A 20,709-nucleotide genomic window follows, 5' to 3' on the forward strand; every position below is an offset into this window, starting at 1 on the left:
CCCTGCCGCCGGTGCGTGCGTCACTCTTTATGTGCTGCTCGAAGGCGGCGCCGGCGTCAGTACGTGAGCCAGGTGCGATTATGACTAAAGGAGGGAGGGTGGATCTTGCGGTGACGCCGTGATTTCGCCGGTTTGCGGTTGACAACCATGATGGCGTTTTTTAGGGTTCGGCGGCTACGCCATCCGGAAACAGCTCATGACTCAAGACGATCGCATCAGGCTGGAGGCTGGCTGGAAAGAAGCGCTGCGCGAGGAGTTCGACAAGCCATACATGCTTGAGCTTGGCGCTTTCCTTCGGCGAGAGAAGGCTGCGGGCAAGGTGATATTTCCGCCGGGGCCGATGATCTTCAACGCGCTCAATTCCACGCCGCTCGATCAGGTCAAGGTAGTGATCCTTGGGCAGGACCCCTACCACGGTGCCGGTCAGGCCCATGGGCTTTGCTTTTCGGTACAGCCGGGCGTGGCACCACCGCCGTCACTGCAGAACATCTTCAAGGAACTCAAGCGCGACTTGAATCATGATATCCCTCGGCATGGCTATCTTCAGCACTGGGCAGAACAGGGCGTGCTATTGCTCAATACTTCGCTCACCGTGGAACAGGGTGTCGCCGGTTCGCATGCCAAAGCGGGGTGGCAGCTATTCACCGATCGAATCATTGAGGTGGTCAGCGAGCGGCGTCCGCACCTGGTATTCATGCTTTGGGGCGCCCATGCGCAATCCAAATCGAAACTGATAGATGCCACGCGGCATCTGATGCTGAAGTCGGTGCATCCTTCGCCTCTCTCGGCGCACCGCGGATTCATCGGTAACGGTCACTTCAGTCGCGCCAACCAGTTTCTCAGGCAGCAGGGGATGCAGGTGATCGACTGGCAGCTTCCGGCTGAGGTTTAGCCCGACACCCAGGCGGTATCGGGCTAGGTTTTGGTCAGTCTTTGGCGCCGTGCTTGGCCTGAAGGTCCTTGGCCTGCTTGAGATGCTCTTCCAGCTTCGGCAGCGTTTTTTGAGCGAACTGCTTCAGGTCGGCGTTCTCGCCACCCTCCACGTAGTCCTGATACATCTCGATGGTTTGCTCGTGAGCGACGACCTGATTGTTGGCGTAGGCTTCGTCGAAATTCTCGCCATCACGCAGCTTCAGGATCATGGCTTTGGCCTTGTCCATCAGCGTGGCCTCGTCGGACATTTCCAGGTCTTTGGCCTGGGCCAGTTGCGCAAGCTCCTGATTGGCCTTGGTGTGGTCGTCGATCATCATCTTGGCGAATTGCTTCACATCCTCCGACGTACCCTTGTCCAGGGCCATCTTCGCCGTTTCGATTTCTGCAATACCTTTGGCCGAAGCCTCGTCGACGAAGTTTTCGCCTTCGGCGGCAAGCGCCAGGTTAGCCGCTACTCCGAACAGCAAGGCGAATGCGCCCGAGAAAATTGTTTTGGTTGCTCTGGTCATTGCGTTCTCCTTTCTTCACCTGACTTGTGTTGGCCGGGAGGCAGACACAAGGCGCGATGCGGCGAGATTGCCGTCCCTTTTTGTGACTAGGTGCCATAGGGACGGTTCCTCGCTTTCGGGCGAACGGTGTCCGGTGCTTACTGAAGCATGCTCATGGCTGCGTCCATGGCGGCAGACAGGTCCTCGTCCTCCTGCATCAGTTCGCTCGGATCGAGCCCCAGCTTGGCGAAGGCGGGAACCTCGCTCCAGTCCAGCTGCGCGTAAGGGTGCTGGGTGCCCATATAGCTCTGCAGGGTGGCGACTTGCACCACGTCTACATAATCGACTGCGGCCGAATTGCGCTGGAAATCGGTGTACTGACCAGCCACCGACACGATTGCCTCCGGGAAATCCCAGGTGCGCAGGATTTTCTCACCCACCATCGGGTGAATCTTGTCGATGACGTGATTGAGGCTGAACGAGTCCGATAGCAGGGCGCTGTGCTCTTCTGCGTAGGTCAGGATCGGCAATATGCCGATCTGATGGACCAGTCCGGCGAGGGTCGCCTGATCAGGCATCAGTCGTGTGTAGTGACGGCAGAGCACATGACTGATGGCGGCGACCTCGGTGCTCTTGTTCCAGACCTCGCGCATCTTGCGATCGACGACATCGGTGGTCGCCTGGAACATCTGCTCCATCGCCAGGCCTGTGGCCAGGTTGCAGGTGTAATTGATGCCGAGACGGCTGACCGCCATCTGCAGATCGTCGATCTCGCGACTGGTACGCAGCAGCGGGCTGTTGACCACCTTGATGATGCGTGCGGCGAGGGCTGCGTCGGCGCCTATCACCTTGCTCAGTGCCGGAATGCTGATGTCCGGGTCCTCGGCCGCCTCGCGGACGCGCAATGCCACCTCCGGCAGGGTAGGCAGAACCAATTCATCGTTCTCGATCGCGAGCGTCAGATCGCGCTGGACTTTCTCGGCAAGGGTGCTCATGTCATTCCTTTATGTGTCGGTCAGTGTCGCTAGGGCGCTTCAGGTCAGGGTGCTTTGCCCGTGGTCCATGGTGCGCCTCTCAGGTATTTGCTTTCTGGCTCCGGTTCGCACTAGCGCTGAATTTCCAGGTCCGCATTCAGGCTGTAGGGAAGCTCGAGCAGACTCATCGGCAATCCGTCCGGGGAGCCCAGATACAGGCGGCCGTCAGCGGTGGCGTCCTCCTGCAGTACGGCCAGCAGCTCGATTCGGTCGGTGTCACTGGCGGCTAGCACGACCTCACCGACGCTGGAGCCATGCACCGGCGAGAAAATCTCAACGCCCGGAGCGGGCAGCTCGTCCTGTCTGCCTTCGATCAACAGCCGCTGCAGGCGGCGCTTGAGTTTGCCCAGATACTGCATGCGCGCGACGATTTCCTGGCCGGTATAGCAGCCCTTTTTGAAACTCACGCCGCCCAGTGCCTGCAAATTGATCATCTGCGGGATGAACAGCTCGCGAGTGCTGCCGAATACCTGGCCGATGCCGGCGCGAACCTGGTCCAGCAGCCAGCGATTGACCGGCACTTCCTGAAGCTGCGCGGCCAGGCGCGTGCGAACCTGCTCGGCGTCGGCGCCTGGGGTCCAGAGCTCAACGCGGCCATCCTGCAGACGGATCGCGATCATGCCGTGGCTCCGCACCACACTGTCGGCGCTCAGCGGAAGATCCAGGCCCAGGCTGACCAGCGAGCCGTCTCCGCCCGCAAGACCGAATCGGCACCAGTCGGCGCTCTCGTCGTTCAGGCGGGACTTGGAAAATACGGCGTACTTGTTCAGATCGGCTTGTTGCAGTTGCAGCAGCTCACTGGCCATCGCCAACAGGTAACCGTCGCCATCCAGCACGATGCGGAAACTCGACTGCATGCGCCCCTTGGGCGTGCAGCGTGCGCCCAGACTGGATGTCTCGGCGGTGAGGTAGCTGAGGTTGCAGGTCAGCTGACCCTGGAGAAACCTGCTGGCATCCGGGCCGCGTACGGCAAGGACGCCTTCATGCGACAGAACGCAAAAATAAGCAGTGTCGGTCATGATTGGTCGTCGTCAGAATCCGGGTGGGCATCATAGCAGCCCGGCGGAAACGGTTGCGTGATGAAGGGTTTGCAGCTCGACGAAAAAAGCGACTGATGAGTTCGGTGCAGCCGCTATAATGCGCGCCTTCTCAAAAGGAGCCGATGTATGGCTGAGCAATCCGAACTCAATCGTCTGTTTTGGCAAAGCCGTCGCGGCATGTTGGAGCTAGATGTGTTGCTGGTGCCTTTCGTCAAGGAGGTCTATCCAGGTCTCGATGAGGAAGATCAGCACCGCTATCGCAAGCTGCTGAGTTGCGAGGATCAGGACATGTTCGGCTGGTTCATGCAGCGCGGTGAGCCCGAGGATGAGGACCTGCGGCGCATGGTTCGCATGATCCTCGATCGTGTCCAGCCCAAGTAATCAATCATTCGAGTGTCGCTTGCAGCCGTCCAGCTGGTTGTTGACGCTCTATCTCGGGGCTCAGGCGCTCGCCCTGGCCGCCATCGTGCTGTCGGCTGCGCCGCTCTGGTTGCAGTTGATAGCGCTTCTGTTTTGTCTGGTCCACGCGCTGTGGGTGTTGCCGCGCGGGATTCTACTGTCCAGTCGGGATGCCTGGTCTGGCCTGCGCCACGATGCTGCGGGCTGGCACCTGTGGAGCGACCGGCAAGGTTGGCAGGCAGTTCAGTTGCTGCCTGACAGCTTGGCGCTGCCACTGATAGTCGTGCTGCGTTTTCGCGTGCCGGGCCGGCGGTTAGCTGGCAGCATCTGCGTGCCCCGCGACGCACTACCGCGAGAGCAGCATCGTCGACTGCGGGTGCGGCTCAAGTTCAGTCGACGTAGGTGGGCGGCGCCAGAATAGTGTCGACCGCTTGCGGCAGCAGCTCCGGGTAGTCGAGGGTGTAGTGCAGTCCTCGGCTCTCCTTGCGCAGCATGGCCGAGCGAATCATCAGGTCTGCAACCAGCGCCAGATTGCGTAGTTCGAGCAAGTCACGACTGACCTTGTAGTTGCTGTAGAACTCGTCGATCTCGCTCAGCAGTAGGCGCACTCGGTGCTGCGCGCGCATCAGCCGTTTGTTGGTGCGGACGATGCCGACGTAGTCCCACATGAAACGCCGCAGCTCGTCCCAGTTGTGCGCGATGATCACGTCTTCGTCGGAGTCGGTCACCTGGCTGGCGTCCCATGCAGGTAACGTTGCTGCGTTGGTGACTTGGGGCAGTTCGCGCAGGATGTCCTGAGCGGCCGCCCGGCCGTAGACGAAGCATTCGAGCAGCGAGTTGCTGGCCATGCGGTTCGCGCCGTGCAGGCCTGTGAAACTGGTCTCGCCGATGGCGTAGAGGCCGGGGATGTCGGTGCGTCCAGCCTGATCCACGACTACGCCGCCGCAGGTGTAGTGCGCTGCGGGTACCACCGGAATCGGCTGGCTGGTGATGTCGATGCCGTATTCCAGGCAGCGCTCGTAGACGGTGGGGAAGTGGCTTTTGATGAACTCGGCAGGCTTGTGGCTGATATCGAGGTAGACGCAGTCGATGCCTAGTCGCTTCATTTCGTGGTCGATTGCGCGTGCGACGATATCGCGCGGGGCGAGTTCCTCCCTGGCATCGAAACGCGGCATGAAACGCTCGCCGTTAGGCAGCTTGAGCAAGGCACCTTCCCCGCGCAGGGCTTCGGTCACCAGAAAGCTCTTCGCTTGCGGGTGATAGAGGCAGGTAGGGTGGAACTGGTTGAATTCCAGATTGCCGACGCGGCAGCCCGCTCGCCATGCCATGGCAATGCCGTCGCCGCACGCGCTGTCCGGGTTGCTGGTGTACAGGTAAACCTTGGCCGCGCCGCCGGTAGCCAATACGACGAATCGTGACTGGAAGGTTTCGACCTCGCCGGTGCTGCGATTGAGCACATAGGCGCCCAGGCAGCGTCTGCCCGGCAGCCCGAGTTTGTGTTCGGTGATCAGGTCGACTGCAACGCGCTGCTGTAGAAGCTCGATATTGCTCTGCTTTCTGGCCTGGCCAAGCAGCGTGTTGAAAATGGCTGCGCCAGTGGCGTCGGCTGCGTGAATGATGCGCCGATGGCTATGGCCGCCCTCGCGAGTCAGGTGAAATTCGAAACTGCCGTCTTCGCGATCCGGGGCATTGTCCCGCGTGAAGGGCACCCCTTGCTCGATCAGCCACTGGATGGCCTCGTTGCTGTGCTCGACCGTGAAACGGACGGCGTCTTCGCGGCACAGCCCTCCTCCGGCGATGAGGGTGTCGGCGACATGTGACTCTACGGTGTCGGTCGTATCCAGTACTGCGGCGACGCCACCTTGGGCCCAGTAGGTGGAGCCGTTGGAGAGATCGCCCTTGCTGAGAACGGCGATGCGAAGATCGGTCGGCAGGTTGAGTGCCAAGGTCAAGCCGGCGGCACCGCTGCCGATGACCAGCACGTCGTATCGTAGAACCTGGTTCATGTCCAATTCCGGCGGGAAAAACGAGCCCTAGTATATAGACGGGATGTAGCGCCAAAATAGGCGACTGTGTGTTTGTCTTCTAACGAAGGGAACTTTTCCTTCGCGGGGTGGCTCAATAGGCAGTTATGAATGCAAACCAGCTGGCCATCGTGAATGGGCGGTGCGAGTTTGCTATGGACACCAGGACGGCGTCGTCAGCAATGGCGCAACGCTGTGGTGCAATCGCCGTCAGGTATTGCAGGATAGCTTGCTAGGAGGGGGGAGAACTTTTGCGTAAAGCCCGGGTCTATTCTGGCAGGTCGGTTCGCTGGTGTGAGCGACGCTACTCCGCTACCGAGGAGGAGCGTTCATGTTGACCCAGGAGCAGGACCAGCAGCTGGTTGAACGAGTGCAGCGTGGTGACAAGCGGGCGTTTGATCTGCTGGTAATGAAATACCAGCACAAGATCCTTGGGTTGATCGTGCGGTTCGTGCATGACTCTCATGAAGCTCAGGATGTTGCCCAAGAGGCTTTTATCAAAGCCTACCGCGCACTCGCGAATTTTCGCGGTGACAGCGCTTTCTACACCTGGCTGTACCGCATCGCCATCAATACGGCGAAGAATCATCTGGTGGCGCGCGGCAGACGCCCGCCAGATAGTGATGTGAGTTCCGAGGATGCCGAGTTTTATGAGGGCGATCATGCTCTCAAGGACATCGAGTCACCGGAACGCTCGCTGCTCAGGGATGAGATTGAAGATACCGTTCATCGAACCATTCAACTTTTGCCAGAAGATTTGCGTACGGCTCTAACACTGCGTGAATTTGATGGTCTTAGTTATGAAGACATTGCGAGCGTCATGCAGTGTCCGGTGGGCACAGTGCGTTCCCGGATCTTCCGGGCACGTGAAGCCATAGATAAAGCATTGCAACCCTTGTTGCATGAATCCTGAGACAGCGGCGACAGCCAAGAGAGGAACCGCCATGAGTCGTGAAGCCCTGCATGAATCGCTGTCCGCGGTGATGGATAACGAAGCGGACGAGTTGGAATTACGTCGCATGCTCGCAGGCGACAACCTGGAGCTACGTGCTACCTGGTCGCGTTATCAACTCGCCCGTGCCGCCATGCACAAGGAGTTGATCGAGCCGCGCTTGGATATCGCTTCTGCGGTATCGGCTGCGTTGGCTGATGAGGCCGCGCCGGTCAAGGCGCAACGTAACGGATGGAAAGGCCTCGGCCGGCTGGCAGTGGCTGCTTCGGTTACAGTCGCTGTTCTGGCCGGTGTACGTCTGTACAATCAGAATGAGGTTGCTGGTCCGCAGCTAGCGCAGCAGGCTCCGCAGCCAAGTATTTCGGTTCCGCAGACCAGTCAAGGGCCGGCGGTTCTGGCTGGTTACAGTGAGCAAACCGAAGCGCCTGTACAGGCAGCGGCAGATGGCGCTCCGGTAGAGCGCTGGCACGAAGAGCGTCTGCCTTCATATGTTCGCCAGCATGCCCAGCAAGCTGCCTTTGGTAATGGATCGGAGAGCGCGCTGCCTTACGCTCGCGCGGCCAGCATGGAAGAACGTTAGGGAGAAACATGCGCGTATTACCGCTGTATGTGGTGATGGGGGGCTGGCTATCGATGCCGGCCCTTGCTGCTGATGCCGAGTCCTGGATGGAGCGACTTGCGGCGGCAGAGCAGAAACAGAGTTATACCGGTACGTTCGTCTACGAACGCAATGGCAGCTTTTCCAGTCATGCCGTTTGGCAGCAGGTCGAAGAAGGTCAAGTGCAGGAGCGATTGCTTCAGCTTGACGGAGCTCCGGCTGAAGTTCTGCTGGTAGATGGTCAGATGCAATGCGCTACCGATGACCTCGCGGCGCAAGTGCGTGAAGCGCAAGCTTGGCACGGGCAGCGTCTCGATCCGAAAGCACTCTCCGAGTGGTACGAATTCCGTGAGATCGGAGATTCAAGAGTTGCTGGCCGCCCTGCCGTGGCGCTGGCTGTCGTGCCGAAGGACCAGCACCGTTACGGCTTCGAACTGCATCTCGACCAAGATACCGCATTGCCCCTCAAGTCGCTGATGCTGAACGAGAAAGGGCAGCTGCTCGAGCGTTTCCAATTCACCCAGTTCACGGCTGGCAGTGTATCTGCCGAGCAACTGAAGCCCGGCGCTGATTGCAATCCAGTGACCGTGAACCGGCGCGAGGCGAATCCAACATCACCCTGGCGCTCCGACTGGTTGCCTTCCGGCTTCACGCTTCTGGATGCCAACGAACGACCTAGTCCCGCCTCTTCCGAAACTGTTTCCTGGTTGTCCTACGGTGATGGCCTGGCGAAGTTTTCCGTGTTTCTCGAGCCGCTGCGCGGCGCCTTGGTTGAGGACGCGCGAAGCCAGATGGGGCCTACCGTCGCGGTCTCTAAGCGCATCAGTACTGCGGATGGCGATGTCATGGTGACCGTGGTGGGCGAGATTCCACTTGGTACGGCTGAGCGGGTTGCCCTGTCCATGCGAGCCAATTCGGAACAGGCACAACGATGATCGAAGAGCCTGGGCGGGTAGTCGCGCTGGATGTCGGCGCTGTATGGGTCGAGACTCGGCGCAAAACTACCTGCTCTGGCTGTTCCGCGAAGAGTGGCTGTGGCCAAGGCTTGATGGATACCCTCGGTGTTCGCGAACAGCGTGGCCTCATCAGGGCGCTCTGCGATCTCCACCTGCAAGTCGGTGACGGTGTCGTTGTGGGCATCCGCGAGGACGTGTTGCTGCGCGGTGCCGTCCTTGTCTATCTTCTCCCTCTTATCGTACTGATGGCGGCCGCTTCGCTGGCCGCTCAGCTGTCGACGCGTGAGCCGATCGTTATTCTGGCAGGTCTCGGGGGCTTCTTCATTTCCTGGCTATTCGTGCGTATGCGAAGCCGCCGTACCGCAGCTGACCCGAATCTGCAGCCGGTGGTTTTGCGCGCCATGCTCACGGGGCCTGCGAGTCCCTGAGCTTCCTTGTTTTGTCAGTGGGGAGACTTGTAGTCATGTTCAATCGAAACAGCTGCTTCGCCTTCGTGGCGGGCCTGGCATTACTGGGCCATGCTGTCGTTGCACAGGCGGAATTGCCTGATTTCACGCCGCTGGTCGAAAGTGCCTCGCCAGCGGTAGTCAATATCAGCACCAAGCAGAAGGTGCAGAGCCGCGGTGCGACTGCGCAGATGCCGGAGCTCGAAGGGCTACCGCCGATTTTTCGCGAGTTCTTCGAACACAGCATCCCACAGATGCCTGGCGCCCCGGGTCGCGGCCAGCAGCGTGAGGCGCAGTCGCTCGGTTCGGGTTTCATCATTTCCGAAGACGGTTATGTCCTGACCAACAATCACGTGGTCGCCGATGCCGACGAAATCATCGTTCGTCTGCCAGATCGAAGCGAGCTGGAAGCCAAGCTTATCGGTGCCGATCCGCGCTCCGACGTGGCGGTGCTGAAGGTCGAGGGCAAGGGACTACCGACCGTCAAGATTGGCCGTTCTGATGAGTTGAAAGCAGGGGAGTGGGTGCTCGCCATTGGCTCGCCGTTTGGTTTCGATCATACGGTGACCGCCGGTATTGTCAGTGCGACTGGCCGCAGCTTGCCCAATGAGAGCTACGTGCCGTTCATTCAGACCGACGTGGCAATCAACCCGGGCAATTCCGGTGGTCCGCTGTTTAACCTCGACGGTGAGGTGATTGGCATCAACTCGCAGATATTCACGCGCTCCGGTGGCTTCATGGGGCTGTCCTTCGCCATTCCGATCGATGTGGCAATGGATGTTGCCAATCAGCTGCGAACCGAAGGCAAGGTGAGTCGGGGCTGGCTTGGCGTGGTCATCCAGGAAGTCAACAAGGATCTGGCTGAGTCCTTTGGTCTTGAGCGTCCAGCGGGCGCCCTGGTGGCTCAGGTTATGGATGGCGGTCCGGCAGCGCGCGGTGGTCTGCGTGTCGGTGATGTGATTCTGAGCCTCAACGACAAGCCGATTGTCATGTCTGCTGATCTGCCTCATCTGGTCGGAGCACTCAAGCCTGGCAGCACCGCACGAATGGAAGTGGTGCGCGACGGTGATCGCAAGATGCTCGACGTCAAGATCGGCGCCATGCCGGAAGAGGGCGAAGCCGTGGCAGCCTCTGGTGGCGGCCAGGAACGCAGCGATAACCGCCTGGGTGTTAAAGTCACTGAGCTGACCGATGAGCAGAAGAAGAGCCTGGATTTACCGGGCGGTGTGGTGATCACTGAGATTCTCAACGGGCCGGCTGCGATGATTGGGCTGCGCCCGGGCGATGTCATCACCCATCTGAATAATCAGGCGATCAATTCGGCGGCAACATTTGCCCAAGTGGCTGAGCAATTGCCGAAGAATCGATCCGTTTCGATGCGAGTTCTGCGTCAGGGGCGTGCGAGTTTCATTACTTTCAAGCTCGCTGAATAAGACGCTGGCTGGTGAATGTGGAAGGGCGGTTATTACCGCCCTTTTTCATTTTCAAGACGTAACAGCACGTCCGTTGCGTTGCTCATCAGCTGCGGATGGCTTGTGCGTGGCACTGCAAGGGTTGATCAGTTACACTTCGCGGCTATTTTCGGCGGGCAATCGGCCCGCGACTATTCCGAGTGTTGAGCTGTGAGTGACCTGAGTCATATCCGCAATTTTTCCATCATCGCCCATATCGATCACGGCAAGTCGACCCTGGCAGACCGTTTTATCCAGATGTGTGGTGGTCTGACCGAGCGTGAAATGGAAGCCCAGGTGCTGGATTCGATGGATCTCGAGCGCGAGCGCGGCATCACCATCAAAGCCCACAGCGTCACGCTTTATTACACCGCGCGCGATGGCAAGACCTACCAGCTGAATTTCATCGATACGCCCGGCCACGTCGACTTCACCTATGAAGTCAGTCGCTCGCTGGCCGCGTGCGAGGGTGCGCTGCTGGTAGTCGATGCTGGCCAGGGCGTCGAGGCGCAATCGGTAGCCAACTGCTACACGGCGATCGAACAGGGCCTGGAAGTGATGCCGGTGTTGAACAAGATGGACCTGCCACAGGCCGATCCGGACAAGGTCAAGGAAGAGATCGAGCACATCATCGGCATCGATGCGACCGACGCGGTGGCCTGCAGCGCCAAGAGCGGCATGGGCGTGGACGAGGTGCTCGAGCGCCTGGTCGCCGTGATCCCGCCGCCGACCGGCGATGTCGAGGCGCCGTTGCAGGCGTTGATCATCGACTCATGGTTCGACAACTATCTGGGCGTCGTATCGCTGGTACGGGTTCGCCACGGTCGTATCAAGAAGGGCGACAAGGTGCTGGTGAAATCCACCGGCAAGGTCCACCAGGTGGACAGTGTCGGCGTGTTCAACCCCAAGCACACCGCCACGGCAGACCTCAAGGCTGGCGAGGTGGGCTTCATCATCGCCGGCATCAAGGACATTCTCGGCGCTCCAGTGGGCGACACGCTGACACTGTCGAGCACGCCGGACGTGGAGATGTTGCCCGGTTTCAAACGCGTCAAGCCGCAGGTCTATGCCGGTCTGTTCCCGGTCAGTTCGGACGACTTCGAGGATTTTCGCGAAGCGCTGCAGAAGCTGACCCTCAACGATGCCGCGTTGCAATACGAACCGGAAAGCTCCGACGCGTTGGGCTTCGGCTTCCGTATCGGCTTCCTCGGCATGCTGCATATGGAGATCATTCAGGAGCGCCTCGAGCGCGAGTACGACCTGGATCTGATCACCACCGCGCCGACGGTTGTTTACGAGTTGCTGTTGAAGAACGGCGACACCATCTACGTCGACAGCCCTTCGAAGCTGCCCGACATGTCCTCCGTCGAGGACATGCGCGAGCCGATCGTGCGCGCCAACATCCTCGTGCCCCAGGAACACCTGGGCAACGTCATCACGCTGTGCATCGAGAAGCGCGGCGTGCAGCGCGACCTGCAGTTCCTCGGCAGTCAGGTGCAGGTGCGTTACGACCTGCCGATGAGCGAGGTGGTGCTGGACTTCTTCGATCGCTTGAAATCGTGCAGCCGCGGTTACGCCTCGCTGGACTACAGCTTCGAATGTTTCCAGTCGGCCAACCTGACGCGCCTGGACATCCTCATCAACGGCGACAAGGTGGATGCGTTGGCACTGATTGTCCACCGCGACAATGCCCACTACAAGGGCCGCATCCTAGTCGAGAAGATGAAGGAGCTTATCCCGCGTCAGATGTTCGATGTGGCGATTCAGGCGGCCATCGGCGGCCAGATCGTTGCCCGCAGTACGGTCAAGGCGTTGCGCAAGAACGTTCTGGCCAAATGCTACGGCGGCGATGTGAGCCGTAAGCGCAAGCTGCTGGAAAAGCAGAAAGCCGGTAAGAAGCGCATGAAGCAGGTAGGCAACGTCGAAATCCCGCAGGAGGCGTTCCTCGCCGTGCTGAAGGTGGACAGCTGATATGTCGATCAATTTCCCGTTGTTGCTGGTTATCGCCGTGGCTGTCTGCGGCCTGTTGGCGCTGAGCGACCTGTTGTTCTTCGCCCCCCGCCGCCGGGCTGCGATCGCCAACTACGAAGGGCGCACCGGGGAAATCGATCCATCGACCCTTGAGGCGTTGAACAAGGAGCCGGTGCTGATCGAGTACGGCAAGTCGTTCTTCCCGGTGCTGGCCATCGTGCTGGTGCTGCGCTCGTTCCTGGTCGAGCCGTTCCAGATTCCCTCCGGCTCGATGATCCCCACGTTGGAGGTTGGCGATTTCATTCTGGTGAACAAGTTCGCCTATGGCATCCGCCTGCCGGTAGTGGATACCAAGGTGATCGAAGTCAGCGACCCGAAGCGTGGCGACGTCATGGTGTTCCGCTATCCGAATCAACCGAGCATCAACTACATCAAACGGGTCGTCGGCCTGCCTGGCGACACCGTGCGCTACAGCAGCGATCGTCGGCTGTTCATCAACGATCAGCCGGTTGCCGAGACACTGGTCGGCGAGGAGCCGGGCAGCTTGGGCAGCGCCGTGCTGTATCGGGAAAAGCTGGGCGAGATGGAGCACCTGATTCGCAAGGAAATGGGCCGCTATCGCATCGAGCCGAGCCGCCAGTGGACCGTGCCGGCTGAGCACTATTTCATGATGGGCGATAATCGCGATAACTCGAATGACAGCCGCTATTGGCAGGACGAGTCGATTCCCGCGGAGCTGGCTGGCATGGTCCCGGACCGTAACATCGTCGGCAAGGCGTTCGCCGTCTGGATGAGCTGGCCTGATCCGAAGCTCAGCAATCTGCCGAATTTCTCCCGCGTGGGCCTGATTCACTGAAAGCTGTGAATTGCGGCCGTCGCTGAGCGAACCGGGCTCGCTATATTTGTCCTGCCCCGATCGGTGGGTATCGTAACGACATAGAGGTCGACATGAGTTTTGCGCGTTCGCAAAAAGGGCTGTCCATGCTGAGCTGGATCATGGTCCTGGCAATCGTGGCGTTTGTGGCCAGCACGGGATTTAAAATGTTCCCGCATTACTTCGATTACATGTCCATGGACAAGATCATCCAGTCCGTGGAAACCGACGAAGCGCTTGAGATTCAGAGCGTCGGGGAGTTCTATAGTCATGTCAGCAAGGGGATGCAGGTAAACGGCATCCAGAACATCGACCTGAAGGAAGCGCTGAAGGTCGAGATCCAGAACAACGAATTCAGGGCGCACCTGAAATACGAAAAACGCGAGCCGCTGATCCGCAATCTCGATCTGGTGGCGAACTTCGATAAAGAATATCGCCTAAGGATGCCGTGAGCACTTCGTTAGCCCGTCTCGAGCGCAGGCTCGGTTATCAATTCAAGGATCAGGAGCTGATGCTCCTGGCCCTGACCCATCGTAGCTATGCCGGACGCAACAACGAGCGTCTGGAGTTTCTCGGCGACGCCATTCTCAATTTCGTTGCCGGTGAGGCGCTGTTCAATCATTTTCCGCAAGCTCGTGAGGGGCAGCTGTCGCGTCTGCGCGCGCGTCTGGTCAAGGGCGAGACGCTGGCGGTGCTGGCGCGTGGATTCGAGCTCGGCGAATATTTGCGCCTGGGCTCCGGTGAGCTCAAGAGCGGCGGTTACCGCCGCGAATCTATCCTAGCCGACACCCTCGAAGCGCTGATCGGTGCCATTTATCTGGACGCGGGCATGGACGTTGCTCGCGAGCGGGTCGTCGCCTGGTTGGCTAACGAGCTGCAAGGCCTGACACTGGTCGATACCAACAAGGACCCGAAGACCCGGCTGCAGGAATTTCTGCAATCGCGTGCCTGTGAACTGCCGCGTTACGAGGTGGTGGATATTCAAGGCGAACCGCATTGCCGCACCTTCTTCGTCGAATGTCAGGTCGCTTTGCTGAACGAGAAAACCCACGGGCAGGGCGCTAGCCGCCGAATTGCCGAACAGGTTGCCGCGGCAGCCGCATTGATCGCCTTGGGCGTGGAGAACGGACATGACTGACGAACAGCTGCAATCCGAAGACGTCAGCCGTTGCGGTTACGTGGCGATCGTCGGCCGGCCGAACGTCGGCAAGTCGACGCTGCTCAACCACATCCTTGGCCAGAAGCTGGCGATCACCTCGCGCAAGCCGCAGACGACGCGGCATAACATGCTCGGCATCAAGACCGAGGGCAGCGTTCAGGCCGTCTATGTGGACACGCCGGGGCTGCACAAGAATGGCGAGACGGCGCTCAACCGCTACATGAACCGCACTGCTGCCTCGGCATTGAAGGATGTCGACGTGGTGATCTTCGTCGTCGACCGCACCCGCTGGACCGACGAAGACCAGGCCGTGCTCGAGCGTGTGCAGTACGTTACCGGACCGTTGATCGTTGCGGTCAACAAGACCGACCGTGTCGAGGACAAGGCCGAGCTGTTGCCGCACCTGCGCTGGCTGGTCGAGCAGCTGCCGAACGCGGAGATCGTGCCGATTTCGGCGCAGCACGGACAGAACCTGGAAACGCTGGAAAAACTGGTCGCCGATCGTCTGCCCGAGAGTGAGCACTTCTTCCCGGAGGACCAGATCACCGATCGCAGCAGTCGTTTCCTCGCCGCCGAGCTGGTGCGCGAGAAGATCATGCGACAGCTTGGCGCCGAGGTGCCTTACCAGATCACCGTGGAGATCGAGGATTTCAAGCAGGAAGGCCGCGTGTTGCACATCCATGCGCTGATTCTGGTCGAGCGTGACGGGCAGAAGAAGATCATCATCGGCGACAAGGGCGAGCGCATCAAACGTATCGGCCAGGAAGCGCGCAAGGATATGGAAGTGCTGTTCGATTCCAAGGTCATGCTGCACCTGTGGGTCAAGGTGAAGGGTGGCTGGTCCGACGATGAGCGTGCGCTGCATTCGCTGGGCTACCAGTAAGCGCCGACCCGCAATCAATGGTGCGCATCGCGCACCTTCTGGGCTGCCATGCACCAACCTGCGTTCGTTCTGCACAGTCGCCCGTACAAGGAAAGCAGCGCGCTGGTCGACCTGTTCACCCCGCAGGGCCGGCTGCGTGCTGTCATGCGTGCCGCGCGTGGTAAGGCCGGCAGTCTGATCCGCCCCTTCGTATCGCTGGAGGTCGAGCTGCGCGGCAAGTCCGAGCTGAAGACCGTTGCCCGTCTCGAAAGCGCCGGCCCTGCGCACTGGCTCGATGGCCAGGCGCTGTTCAGCGGCATGTACCTCAACGAATTGCTGATTCGCCTGCTGCCTGCCGAAGACGCGCACCCCGCGCTATTCGATCATTACGTCGCGACACTGCCGGCCCTGGCCGCACATCGGCCGCTGGAGCCGCTGCTGCGTGCCTTCGAATGGCGGCTGCTCAGCGAGTTGGGCTATGGTTTTGCCCTCGATGTGGACATCGCCGGCCAGCCGATTGACCCGCAGCGGCTCTATCACCTACTGCCCGACGCCGGCCTGGAGCCGGTCGCGGGATTTCAGCCGGGGCTGTTCAACGGCGCGGAACTATTGGCCATGGCCGAGGCCGATTGGCAGGTTCCGGGGGCGCTGGCCGCGGCCAAGCGGCTGATGCGCCAGGCCCTGGCTCCCCATCTGGGCGGTCGACCGCTGGTCAGCCGCGAATTGTTCATGAATCTGAAGGAGGCCCCGCGTGACTGAAGCCAATCGAATTCTGCTCGGCGTCAACGTCGACCACGTCGCCACACTGCGTCAGGCCCGCGGCACCCGCTATCCGGACCCGGTCAAGGCTGCTCTGGATGCGGAAGAGGCCGGCGCCGATGGCATCACCGTGCACCTGCGCGAGGATCGCCGGCATATCCAGGAACGCGATGTGCTGATGATGAAGGACGCGCTGCAGACGAGGATGAACTTCGAGATGGGGGTCACCGAGGCGATGCTCGCATTCGCCGAGCAGCTGTGTCCGGAGCACGTGTGCCTGGTCCCGGAAACGCGTCAGGAGCTGACTACCGAGGGTGGGCTGGACGTGCTCGGGCAGGAAGCACGCATTCGTGAGGCCGTCGAGCGTCTACGTGGCTGCGGTGCGGAAGTCTCGCTGTTCATCGATGCCGACCCGCGGCAGATCGAGGCGGCCGCACGTGTCGGCGCACCGGCTATCGAGTTGCACACCGGGCGCTACGCCGACGCCGACGGCGTTGCCGAGCGGGCCTGCGAGCTCGCGCGCATTCGCGACGGTGTCGAGGCCGGTCTGAGCCACGGCCTGATCGTCAACGCCGGCCATGGCCTGCATTACCACAACGCCGAAGCCATCGCGGCGATCCGAGGCGTCAACGAGCTGAATATCGGCCATGCCATCGTTGCCCATGCGCTGTTCGTCGGCTTCAAGCAGGCGGTCAAGGAAATGAAGCATCTGATCCTGAGTGCGGCGGCGCGGGGCTGAAAGAATCGGGAGTGTTTCAGCCGCGATGACACGCGGCGGGCAGACTCCGATTGGTGAGGTAGCGCCGGGTGTCATCTGCTGGCAAGCCCGCTCCCACGCTAGTGCGGGGGGCGCCGTACTCCACCTGCAGAGCCCTCAGCGGCGCAGCAGGTTGATCAGTACGGTCAACACCACGCTGAGGATCACCATCGAGGTGATCGGGATGAACACCTGGCTGCGTTCGGACTCGATGCGGATGTCGCCGGGCAATCGACCGAACCAGTTCAGCAGCCATGGGAAGTAGTGCCAAGCGATGCCGAGCAGTAGCAGCGCAGCGCCCGCCACGATCAACCAGCGTGCCATTTGATCTCCTCGTTTCGCTCCATTCGCTTCGCCGGTCGTGTGCGGTATTCGACAAAGGCGGCGATCACCTGTGCGGCCAGCACCTCAACGGCTTCGCTGCGATTGCTGCCACGGAGCAGCTTGATCTGATACTCGCCCAGTTGTGGCAACCCATACTGCCCATCGAGACGCTGCAGGGGCGGGCGAATCAGGCTTGATGGATAGGGCGCGATGGCGAGATCGGCAATCATCGCGGCCTCCTGTCCCGAAGTCTGTTCGCTGGAGTAGGCCACTCGGTAGCTGCGGCCGATGCGGTCGAGTGCATCCAGTGCCTGTCGCCGCCAGGCGCAATCAGGGCTGGCCAGCGCCAGCGGCAGCGGCGTGCGCAGCGCGGCGACACCACCGGTGCGACCGGCCCAGACCAGCGGTTCGCTATGAATCGGCTCGCCTCGCGAATCGTCCTGGCCAAGATTGCCGACGGTGACCAGGGCGAGGTCCAGTTCGCCTGCGTCAATGCGCTCAATCATATCGATGCTGCGCGCGACCGACACATCCACTTCGACGCCGGGATGGCTGCGGGCGAACAACGCCAGCAGGCCGGGCAGAATGCGCGTCCCGACATCCGCCGGCGTTCCGAAGCGCACGCGACCCTGCAGCGCTGGCTGGAGGAAGTGCGCAATGGCTTCTTCGTTGAGCTTGAGCAGGCGTCGGGCATAGCCGAGCAGCGTCTCGCCGGCCGGTGTCAGGCGCACCTGCCGCGCCTCGCGGATGAACAGGGAGCGCCCGAGGGTCTCTTCCAGCCGCTTGATCTGCATGCTGACCGCCGGGGTGCTGCGATAGATCTGTCCGGCGGCGCGGGTAAAGCTGCCGCTCTCGGCAATGGCGACAAAGGTGCGCAGGACATCGCTTTCCAACAGCGGCGTCGAAGAAAGCGTGGATTGCTCAAGCGGCTCGGACATAAGAAAGCCTTCAGTTTTTCTGAACACAGGCTTTCATATTAGTCGTTTGTTTGAACGACTGATGCCCGCTCATCCTGTTTGCAACCGGTGGCGCCACAAGCCCGTGGCTACCGAGAGCGAAGCGGAGGTGAGCATGACTGGTGAACGGCGCAATACCCCTGTACGGCAACAATCCGAGCCGCAGTTGCCGGACTTCTACATGCCGGCCATGTGGCCGCTGGATCTGCAGCGCAACCTGCATGACTGGTTTCGCGCCTGGCGGCAGCGACGCCTGTATCGGCAATTGTTGAAGCTGGATGATCGGCAGCTGGCGTCGCGCGACCTGGATCGGCGCCGGCTCGGTGAAATGGCCCAGACGCCGTTGCGTCAGTTGGTGGCGCAGCGACGCAAGCGCCACTGCGCTGCCCGGGCCGCCCGTTGAACCTGAGGTCAGGGCTTGCGGGCGAGGAGTACGGCGCGCATGGGGGCCGGCAGGCCCTCGACCGTTCTGCCGTGGTCTTGCGGGTCGAGGAAGTCGGGCAACGACTGGTAGCGCATCCACTCGGTGCTGCGCTGTTCCTCGACGCTGGTTACGCTGACGTCCACGCAGCGCACGTCAACGAAACCGGCGCGGCGCAGCCAGCATTCCAGCGCTTTCACCGAGGGCAGGAACCAGACGTTGCGCATCTGAGCGTAGCGGTCTTCCGGTACCAGTGCGGTGTTCTCGTCGCCCTCGACCACCAGTGTTTCCAGTACCAGCTCGCCGCCGCGTACCAGGCAGTCCTTGAGGTCGAGCAGATGGTCGACCGGCGAGCGGCGATGGTAGAGCACGCCCATGGAAAACACCGTTTCGAAGCCTTCGAGCTTGCTCGGCAGCTCTTCCAGGGCGAACGGCAGATGCCACACCGGCAGCTCCTGCAGGTAGCGCTTCATTGCATGGAATTGGCAGAAGAACAGCCAGTTCGGGTCGACCCCGACCACGCTGTCGGCGCCGGCACCTAGCATGCGCCACATGTAGTAGCCGTTGCCGCAACCGACATCGAGGATGCGTTTGCCGGCCAGATTCAGATGCGGTGCGACCCGGTTCCACTTCCAGTCCGAGCGCCACTCGGTATCGACATGCACGCCGAACACATCGAACGGGCCCTTGCGCCATGGCGAGAGCCCCATCAGCGCATCGTGGGTGGCCTGGCGCGTGGCGTCGTCACAGGTCGCGTCGAGGCGGAAGCCGTCACGCAGTTCGACCTGCACGGGCGCCAGCGCAGGCAGCGCATCGACGGCACGCCGCCAGCGCGGCAGATCACCGTGACCAACCGCGAGTTTGGCGTCCAGCTGCTGCTGAACGCCGTTGGCCCAGGCGGCCAGCGGGGTGCCGGCCAGGCGCCAGGCGAGGGGAGTCAGGTCGAGGTTCATGGCAGGGCGATCAGCGAGGCGAAATTCAGGCACTGGAACCAGGGCACGACTTTAGAGAAGCCGGCATCCAGTAGACGTTGGCGATGGGTTTCCAGGCTGTCGGGCTTCATCACGTTCTCGATGGCGCTGCGTTTCTGGGCGATTTCCAGTTCGCTATAGCCATTGGCGCGCTTGAAGGCGATGTGCAGGTCGGTCAGCAATTGTTGCTCGTCTTCATCTTCGAAGCGCAGCTTTTCCGACAGGATCAGCGCGCCACCGGGTACCAGTGCCTGGCGAATGCGGCTGAGCAGCGCCGGGCGCTGTTCCGGTGCGATGAACTGCAGGGTGAAGTTTAGCGCCACCAGCGAGCTGGGCTGGAACTGCAGAGCCAGGATGTCGCCCTCGATGACGTCGACCGGCAACAGCTCCTGGAACATAGAGTCCTGCCCGTGGAGGTATTCGCGGCAGCGCTCGACCATTGCCGCGGAGTTGTCCACGGCGACGACCTGGCAGTTTTCGGCCGTCACGTGGCGCCGCAATGCCTGGGTCACAGCGCCCAGCGAGCAGCCCAGGTCATACAGATGAGTATGCGGCTGTGCGAACTGAGCGGCGATCACGCCGATGTTCTCGACGATGGTCGGGTAACCGGGCACAGAGCGCTTGATCATGTCGGGAAACACCCGCACCACGTCCTCGTTGAAGACGAAGTCCTGAATGCGGGGTAGGGGTTGGGCGAACAGACGGTCGAGATCGTGGCTCACGGTGTCGGGCGGCGTGTGTGAAAACGGGGCGGCATTGTAGCCGAAACCACGCTCGCCGCGGGCTCCGCCCGACTCAGCGTACCTCGATACGGCAATCGAACATGCCCGCTGGCTCGGCGTCGGCCTCCCACGGACGTTGATAGGTAAGGTACAGCCTGCCGCTGCCGGACTCCTGTGCCTCGAAGCGCCAGGTCGACAGGCCATCCCCGCCGATCATGTCGGCCTTCGGATTGCTGAACACCTCGGGGCCGAGGCTGCGCAATTGCTCCGCGGCTGCTTCGTGCAGAATCCAGCGATAGCCGGTGGTCGGGTTGCTCGGCAGGCTGACGATGAGTTGCTGGCCGCTCTGCAGCGTTTGCGGGCAGCGGTTGTCGTCGCTGAGCACGACGCTGGAGGGCGCCTTGTCGTTGCTTGCGCAGGCGGCGAGCAGGGCGACGCTGGCGGGCAGCAACAGACGAGGGATGTCGAAAGGCATGATCGGCACCGGTCGGAAAATGAGTTGGGAAGGATAGCCCAAAAGAGCCTGGTCGCAGGCGGGTACTCCGTCTGCGCCGGTCCGGGGGTGGAAGTGCAGCGCGACTTCCACCCTTCGACTCAGCTGGTCTGCAGCTC

General features: G+C 61.1%; 25 protein-coding genes. 16 read left to right on the plus strand and 9 right to left on the minus strand.

Annotation, left to right across the window (positions count from 1 at the left end; all coding sequences use genetic code 11):
- Positions 1–196 precede the first annotated feature (196 nt).
- Positions 197–892 (plus strand): uracil-DNA glycosylase, encoded by a 696-nt coding sequence (gene ung / locus IEG05_RS14415; protein WP_046620900.1) that lies wholly within the window; start codon positions 197–199, stop codon positions 890–892.
- A 34-nt stretch (positions 893–926) separates the two neighbouring features.
- Here the strand turns inward: ung and IEG05_RS14420 are convergent, their stop codons facing one another.
- From IEG05_RS14420 to ygfZ, 3 genes are all read right to left on the minus strand, one after another.
- The gene (locus IEG05_RS14420; RefSeq protein ID WP_046620898.1) at positions 927–1,442 is read right to left on the minus strand and encodes a DUF4142 domain-containing protein; all 516 of its coding nucleotides are present in this window, start codon (positions 1,440–1,442) and stop codon (positions 927–929) included.
- A gap of 137 nt (positions 1,443–1,579) precedes the next feature.
- Positions 1,580–2,416 carry an HDOD domain-containing protein gene (locus tag IEG05_RS14425; protein WP_014819513.1) on the minus strand — a complete coding sequence of 279 codons (837 nt, stop codon included), beginning with the start codon at positions 2,414–2,416 and terminating at the stop codon, positions 1,580–1,582.
- 110 nt (positions 2,417–2,526) lie between these two features.
- A complete protein-coding gene (ygfZ, locus tag IEG05_RS14430) occupies positions 2,527–3,474 on the minus strand; it encodes a CAF17-like 4Fe-4S cluster assembly/insertion protein YgfZ (RefSeq protein ID WP_191122296.1) in 948 nt (315 codons plus the stop codon).
- A 147-nt stretch (positions 3,475–3,621) separates the two neighbouring features.
- Between ygfZ and IEG05_RS14435 the strand changes: the two genes are divergently transcribed.
- Together IEG05_RS14435 and IEG05_RS14440 are read left to right on the plus strand one after the other, a co-directional pair.
- Entirely contained in the window at positions 3,622–3,876 is a 255-nt protein-coding gene (locus IEG05_RS14435) for an FAD assembly factor SdhE (protein ID WP_014819515.1), read from the plus strand.
- Positions 3,860–4,315, plus strand: a complete 456-nt coding sequence (locus tag IEG05_RS14440; RefSeq protein WP_080950596.1) for a protein YgfX — start codon at positions 3,860–3,862, stop codon at positions 4,313–4,315. The genes IEG05_RS14435 and IEG05_RS14440 overlap by 17 nt, the downstream gene beginning before the upstream one ends.
- Here IEG05_RS14440 and nadB read toward each other — a convergent pair.
- Entirely contained in the window at positions 4,284–5,900 is a 1,617-nt protein-coding gene (nadB, locus tag IEG05_RS14445) for an L-aspartate oxidase (RefSeq protein WP_042926723.1), read from the minus strand. The two genes, IEG05_RS14440 and nadB, sit on opposite strands and share 32 nt — an antisense overlap.
- Positions 5,901–6,249: 349 nt before the next feature.
- Between nadB and rpoE the strand changes: the two genes are divergently transcribed.
- The 12 genes from rpoE (at position 6,250) to pdxJ (ending at position 16,685) form a co-directional block, all read left to right on the plus strand.
- Positions 6,250–6,831: an RNA polymerase sigma factor RpoE/AlgU gene (gene rpoE, locus IEG05_RS14450; protein WP_003282114.1), complete on the plus strand. Its 582-nt coding sequence runs from the start codon at positions 6,250–6,252 to the stop codon at positions 6,829–6,831.
- Positions 6,832–6,862: 31 nt separating this feature from the next.
- Positions 6,863–7,450 carry a sigma-E factor negative regulatory protein gene (locus IEG05_RS14455; RefSeq protein ID WP_046620881.1) on the plus strand — a complete coding sequence of 196 codons (588 nt, stop codon included), beginning with the start codon at positions 6,863–6,865 and terminating at the stop codon, positions 7,448–7,450.
- An 8-nt stretch (positions 7,451–7,458) separates the two neighbouring features.
- Positions 7,459–8,403 carry a MucB/RseB C-terminal domain-containing protein gene (locus IEG05_RS14460; protein WP_046620877.1) on the plus strand — a complete coding sequence of 315 codons (945 nt, stop codon included), beginning with the start codon at positions 7,459–7,461 and terminating at the stop codon, positions 8,401–8,403.
- Complete coding sequence (locus IEG05_RS14465; RefSeq protein ID WP_046620874.1) at positions 8,400–8,852, plus strand: SoxR reducing system RseC family protein; 453 nt, start codon at positions 8,400–8,402, stop codon at positions 8,850–8,852. Before IEG05_RS14460 ends, IEG05_RS14465 begins: the two co-directional genes overlap by 4 nt.
- Before the next feature lie 35 nt (positions 8,853–8,887).
- Positions 8,888–10,303, plus strand: a complete 1,416-nt coding sequence (locus IEG05_RS14470) for a DegQ family serine endoprotease (RefSeq protein WP_041014722.1) — start codon at positions 8,888–8,890, stop codon at positions 10,301–10,303.
- Positions 10,304–10,492: 189 nt separating this feature from the next.
- Complete coding sequence (gene lepA, locus IEG05_RS14475) at positions 10,493–12,292, plus strand: translation elongation factor 4 (RefSeq protein WP_003293585.1); 1,800 nt, start codon at positions 10,493–10,495, stop codon at positions 12,290–12,292.
- Between the two features lies 1 nt (position 12,293).
- On the plus strand, positions 12,294–13,148 hold the full coding sequence (gene lepB / locus IEG05_RS14480; protein WP_003293584.1) for a signal peptidase I: 855 nt from the start codon (positions 12,294–12,296) through the stop codon (positions 13,146–13,148).
- A gap of 92 nt (positions 13,149–13,240) precedes the next feature.
- The gene (locus IEG05_RS14485; RefSeq protein WP_041014721.1) at positions 13,241–13,618 is read left to right on the plus strand and encodes a DUF4845 domain-containing protein; all 378 of its coding nucleotides are present in this window, start codon (positions 13,241–13,243) and stop codon (positions 13,616–13,618) included.
- Complete coding sequence (gene rnc, locus IEG05_RS14490) at positions 13,615–14,304, plus strand: ribonuclease III (RefSeq protein WP_003302298.1); 690 nt, start codon at positions 13,615–13,617, stop codon at positions 14,302–14,304. The genes IEG05_RS14485 and rnc overlap by 4 nt, the downstream gene beginning before the upstream one ends.
- Entirely contained in the window at positions 14,297–15,208 is a 912-nt protein-coding gene (gene era, locus IEG05_RS14495; protein ID WP_044315219.1) for a GTPase Era, read from the plus strand. Before rnc ends, era begins: the two co-directional genes overlap by 8 nt.
- A gap of 48 nt (positions 15,209–15,256) precedes the next feature.
- A complete protein-coding gene (recO, locus tag IEG05_RS14500; RefSeq protein ID WP_014819524.1) occupies positions 15,257–15,946 on the plus strand; it encodes a DNA repair protein RecO in 690 nt (229 codons plus the stop codon).
- Positions 15,939–16,685 carry a pyridoxine 5'-phosphate synthase gene (gene pdxJ, locus IEG05_RS14505; protein WP_044315218.1) on the plus strand — a complete coding sequence of 249 codons (747 nt, stop codon included), beginning with the start codon at positions 15,939–15,941 and terminating at the stop codon, positions 16,683–16,685. The genes recO and pdxJ overlap by 8 nt, the downstream gene beginning before the upstream one ends.
- Before the next feature lie 135 nt (positions 16,686–16,820).
- Here the strand turns inward: pdxJ and IEG05_RS14510 are convergent, their stop codons facing one another.
- Both IEG05_RS14510 and IEG05_RS14515 read right to left on the minus strand, forming a co-directional pair.
- A complete protein-coding gene (locus IEG05_RS14510; protein ID WP_044315217.1) occupies positions 16,821–17,027 on the minus strand; it encodes a DUF2905 domain-containing protein in 207 nt (68 codons plus the stop codon).
- On the minus strand, positions 17,012–17,965 hold the full coding sequence (locus tag IEG05_RS14515; RefSeq protein WP_046620870.1) for a LysR substrate-binding domain-containing protein: 954 nt from the start codon (positions 17,963–17,965) through the stop codon (positions 17,012–17,014). The genes IEG05_RS14510 and IEG05_RS14515 overlap by 16 nt, the downstream gene beginning before the upstream one ends.
- 133 nt (positions 17,966–18,098) lie before the next feature.
- Between IEG05_RS14515 and IEG05_RS14520 the strand changes: the two genes are divergently transcribed.
- Complete coding sequence (locus IEG05_RS14520) at positions 18,099–18,386, plus strand: hypothetical protein (protein WP_191122297.1); 288 nt, start codon at positions 18,099–18,101, stop codon at positions 18,384–18,386.
- Positions 18,387–18,394: 8 nt separating this feature from the next.
- Here the strand turns inward: IEG05_RS14520 and cmoB are convergent, their stop codons facing one another.
- From cmoB to IEG05_RS14535, 3 genes are all read right to left on the minus strand, one after another.
- Positions 18,395–19,357 (minus strand): tRNA 5-methoxyuridine(34)/uridine 5-oxyacetic acid(34) synthase CmoB, encoded by a 963-nt coding sequence (gene cmoB, locus IEG05_RS14525; RefSeq protein WP_046620868.1) that lies wholly within the window; start codon positions 19,355–19,357, stop codon positions 18,395–18,397.
- Positions 19,354–20,097 (minus strand): carboxy-S-adenosyl-L-methionine synthase CmoA, encoded by a 744-nt coding sequence (gene cmoA / locus IEG05_RS14530; RefSeq protein ID WP_014819530.1) that lies wholly within the window; start codon positions 20,095–20,097, stop codon positions 19,354–19,356. Before cmoA ends, cmoB begins: the two co-directional genes overlap by 4 nt.
- 73 nt (positions 20,098–20,170) lie before the next feature.
- Positions 20,171–20,572, minus strand: a complete 402-nt coding sequence (locus IEG05_RS14535; RefSeq protein ID WP_023443953.1) for a protease inhibitor I42 family protein — start codon at positions 20,570–20,572, stop codon at positions 20,171–20,173.
- Positions 20,573–20,709 lie beyond the last annotated feature (137 nt).

The organism is Stutzerimonas kunmingensis, from assembly GCF_014764705.1.
Classification (GTDB): Bacteria; Pseudomonadota; Gammaproteobacteria; order Pseudomonadales; family Pseudomonadaceae; genus Stutzerimonas.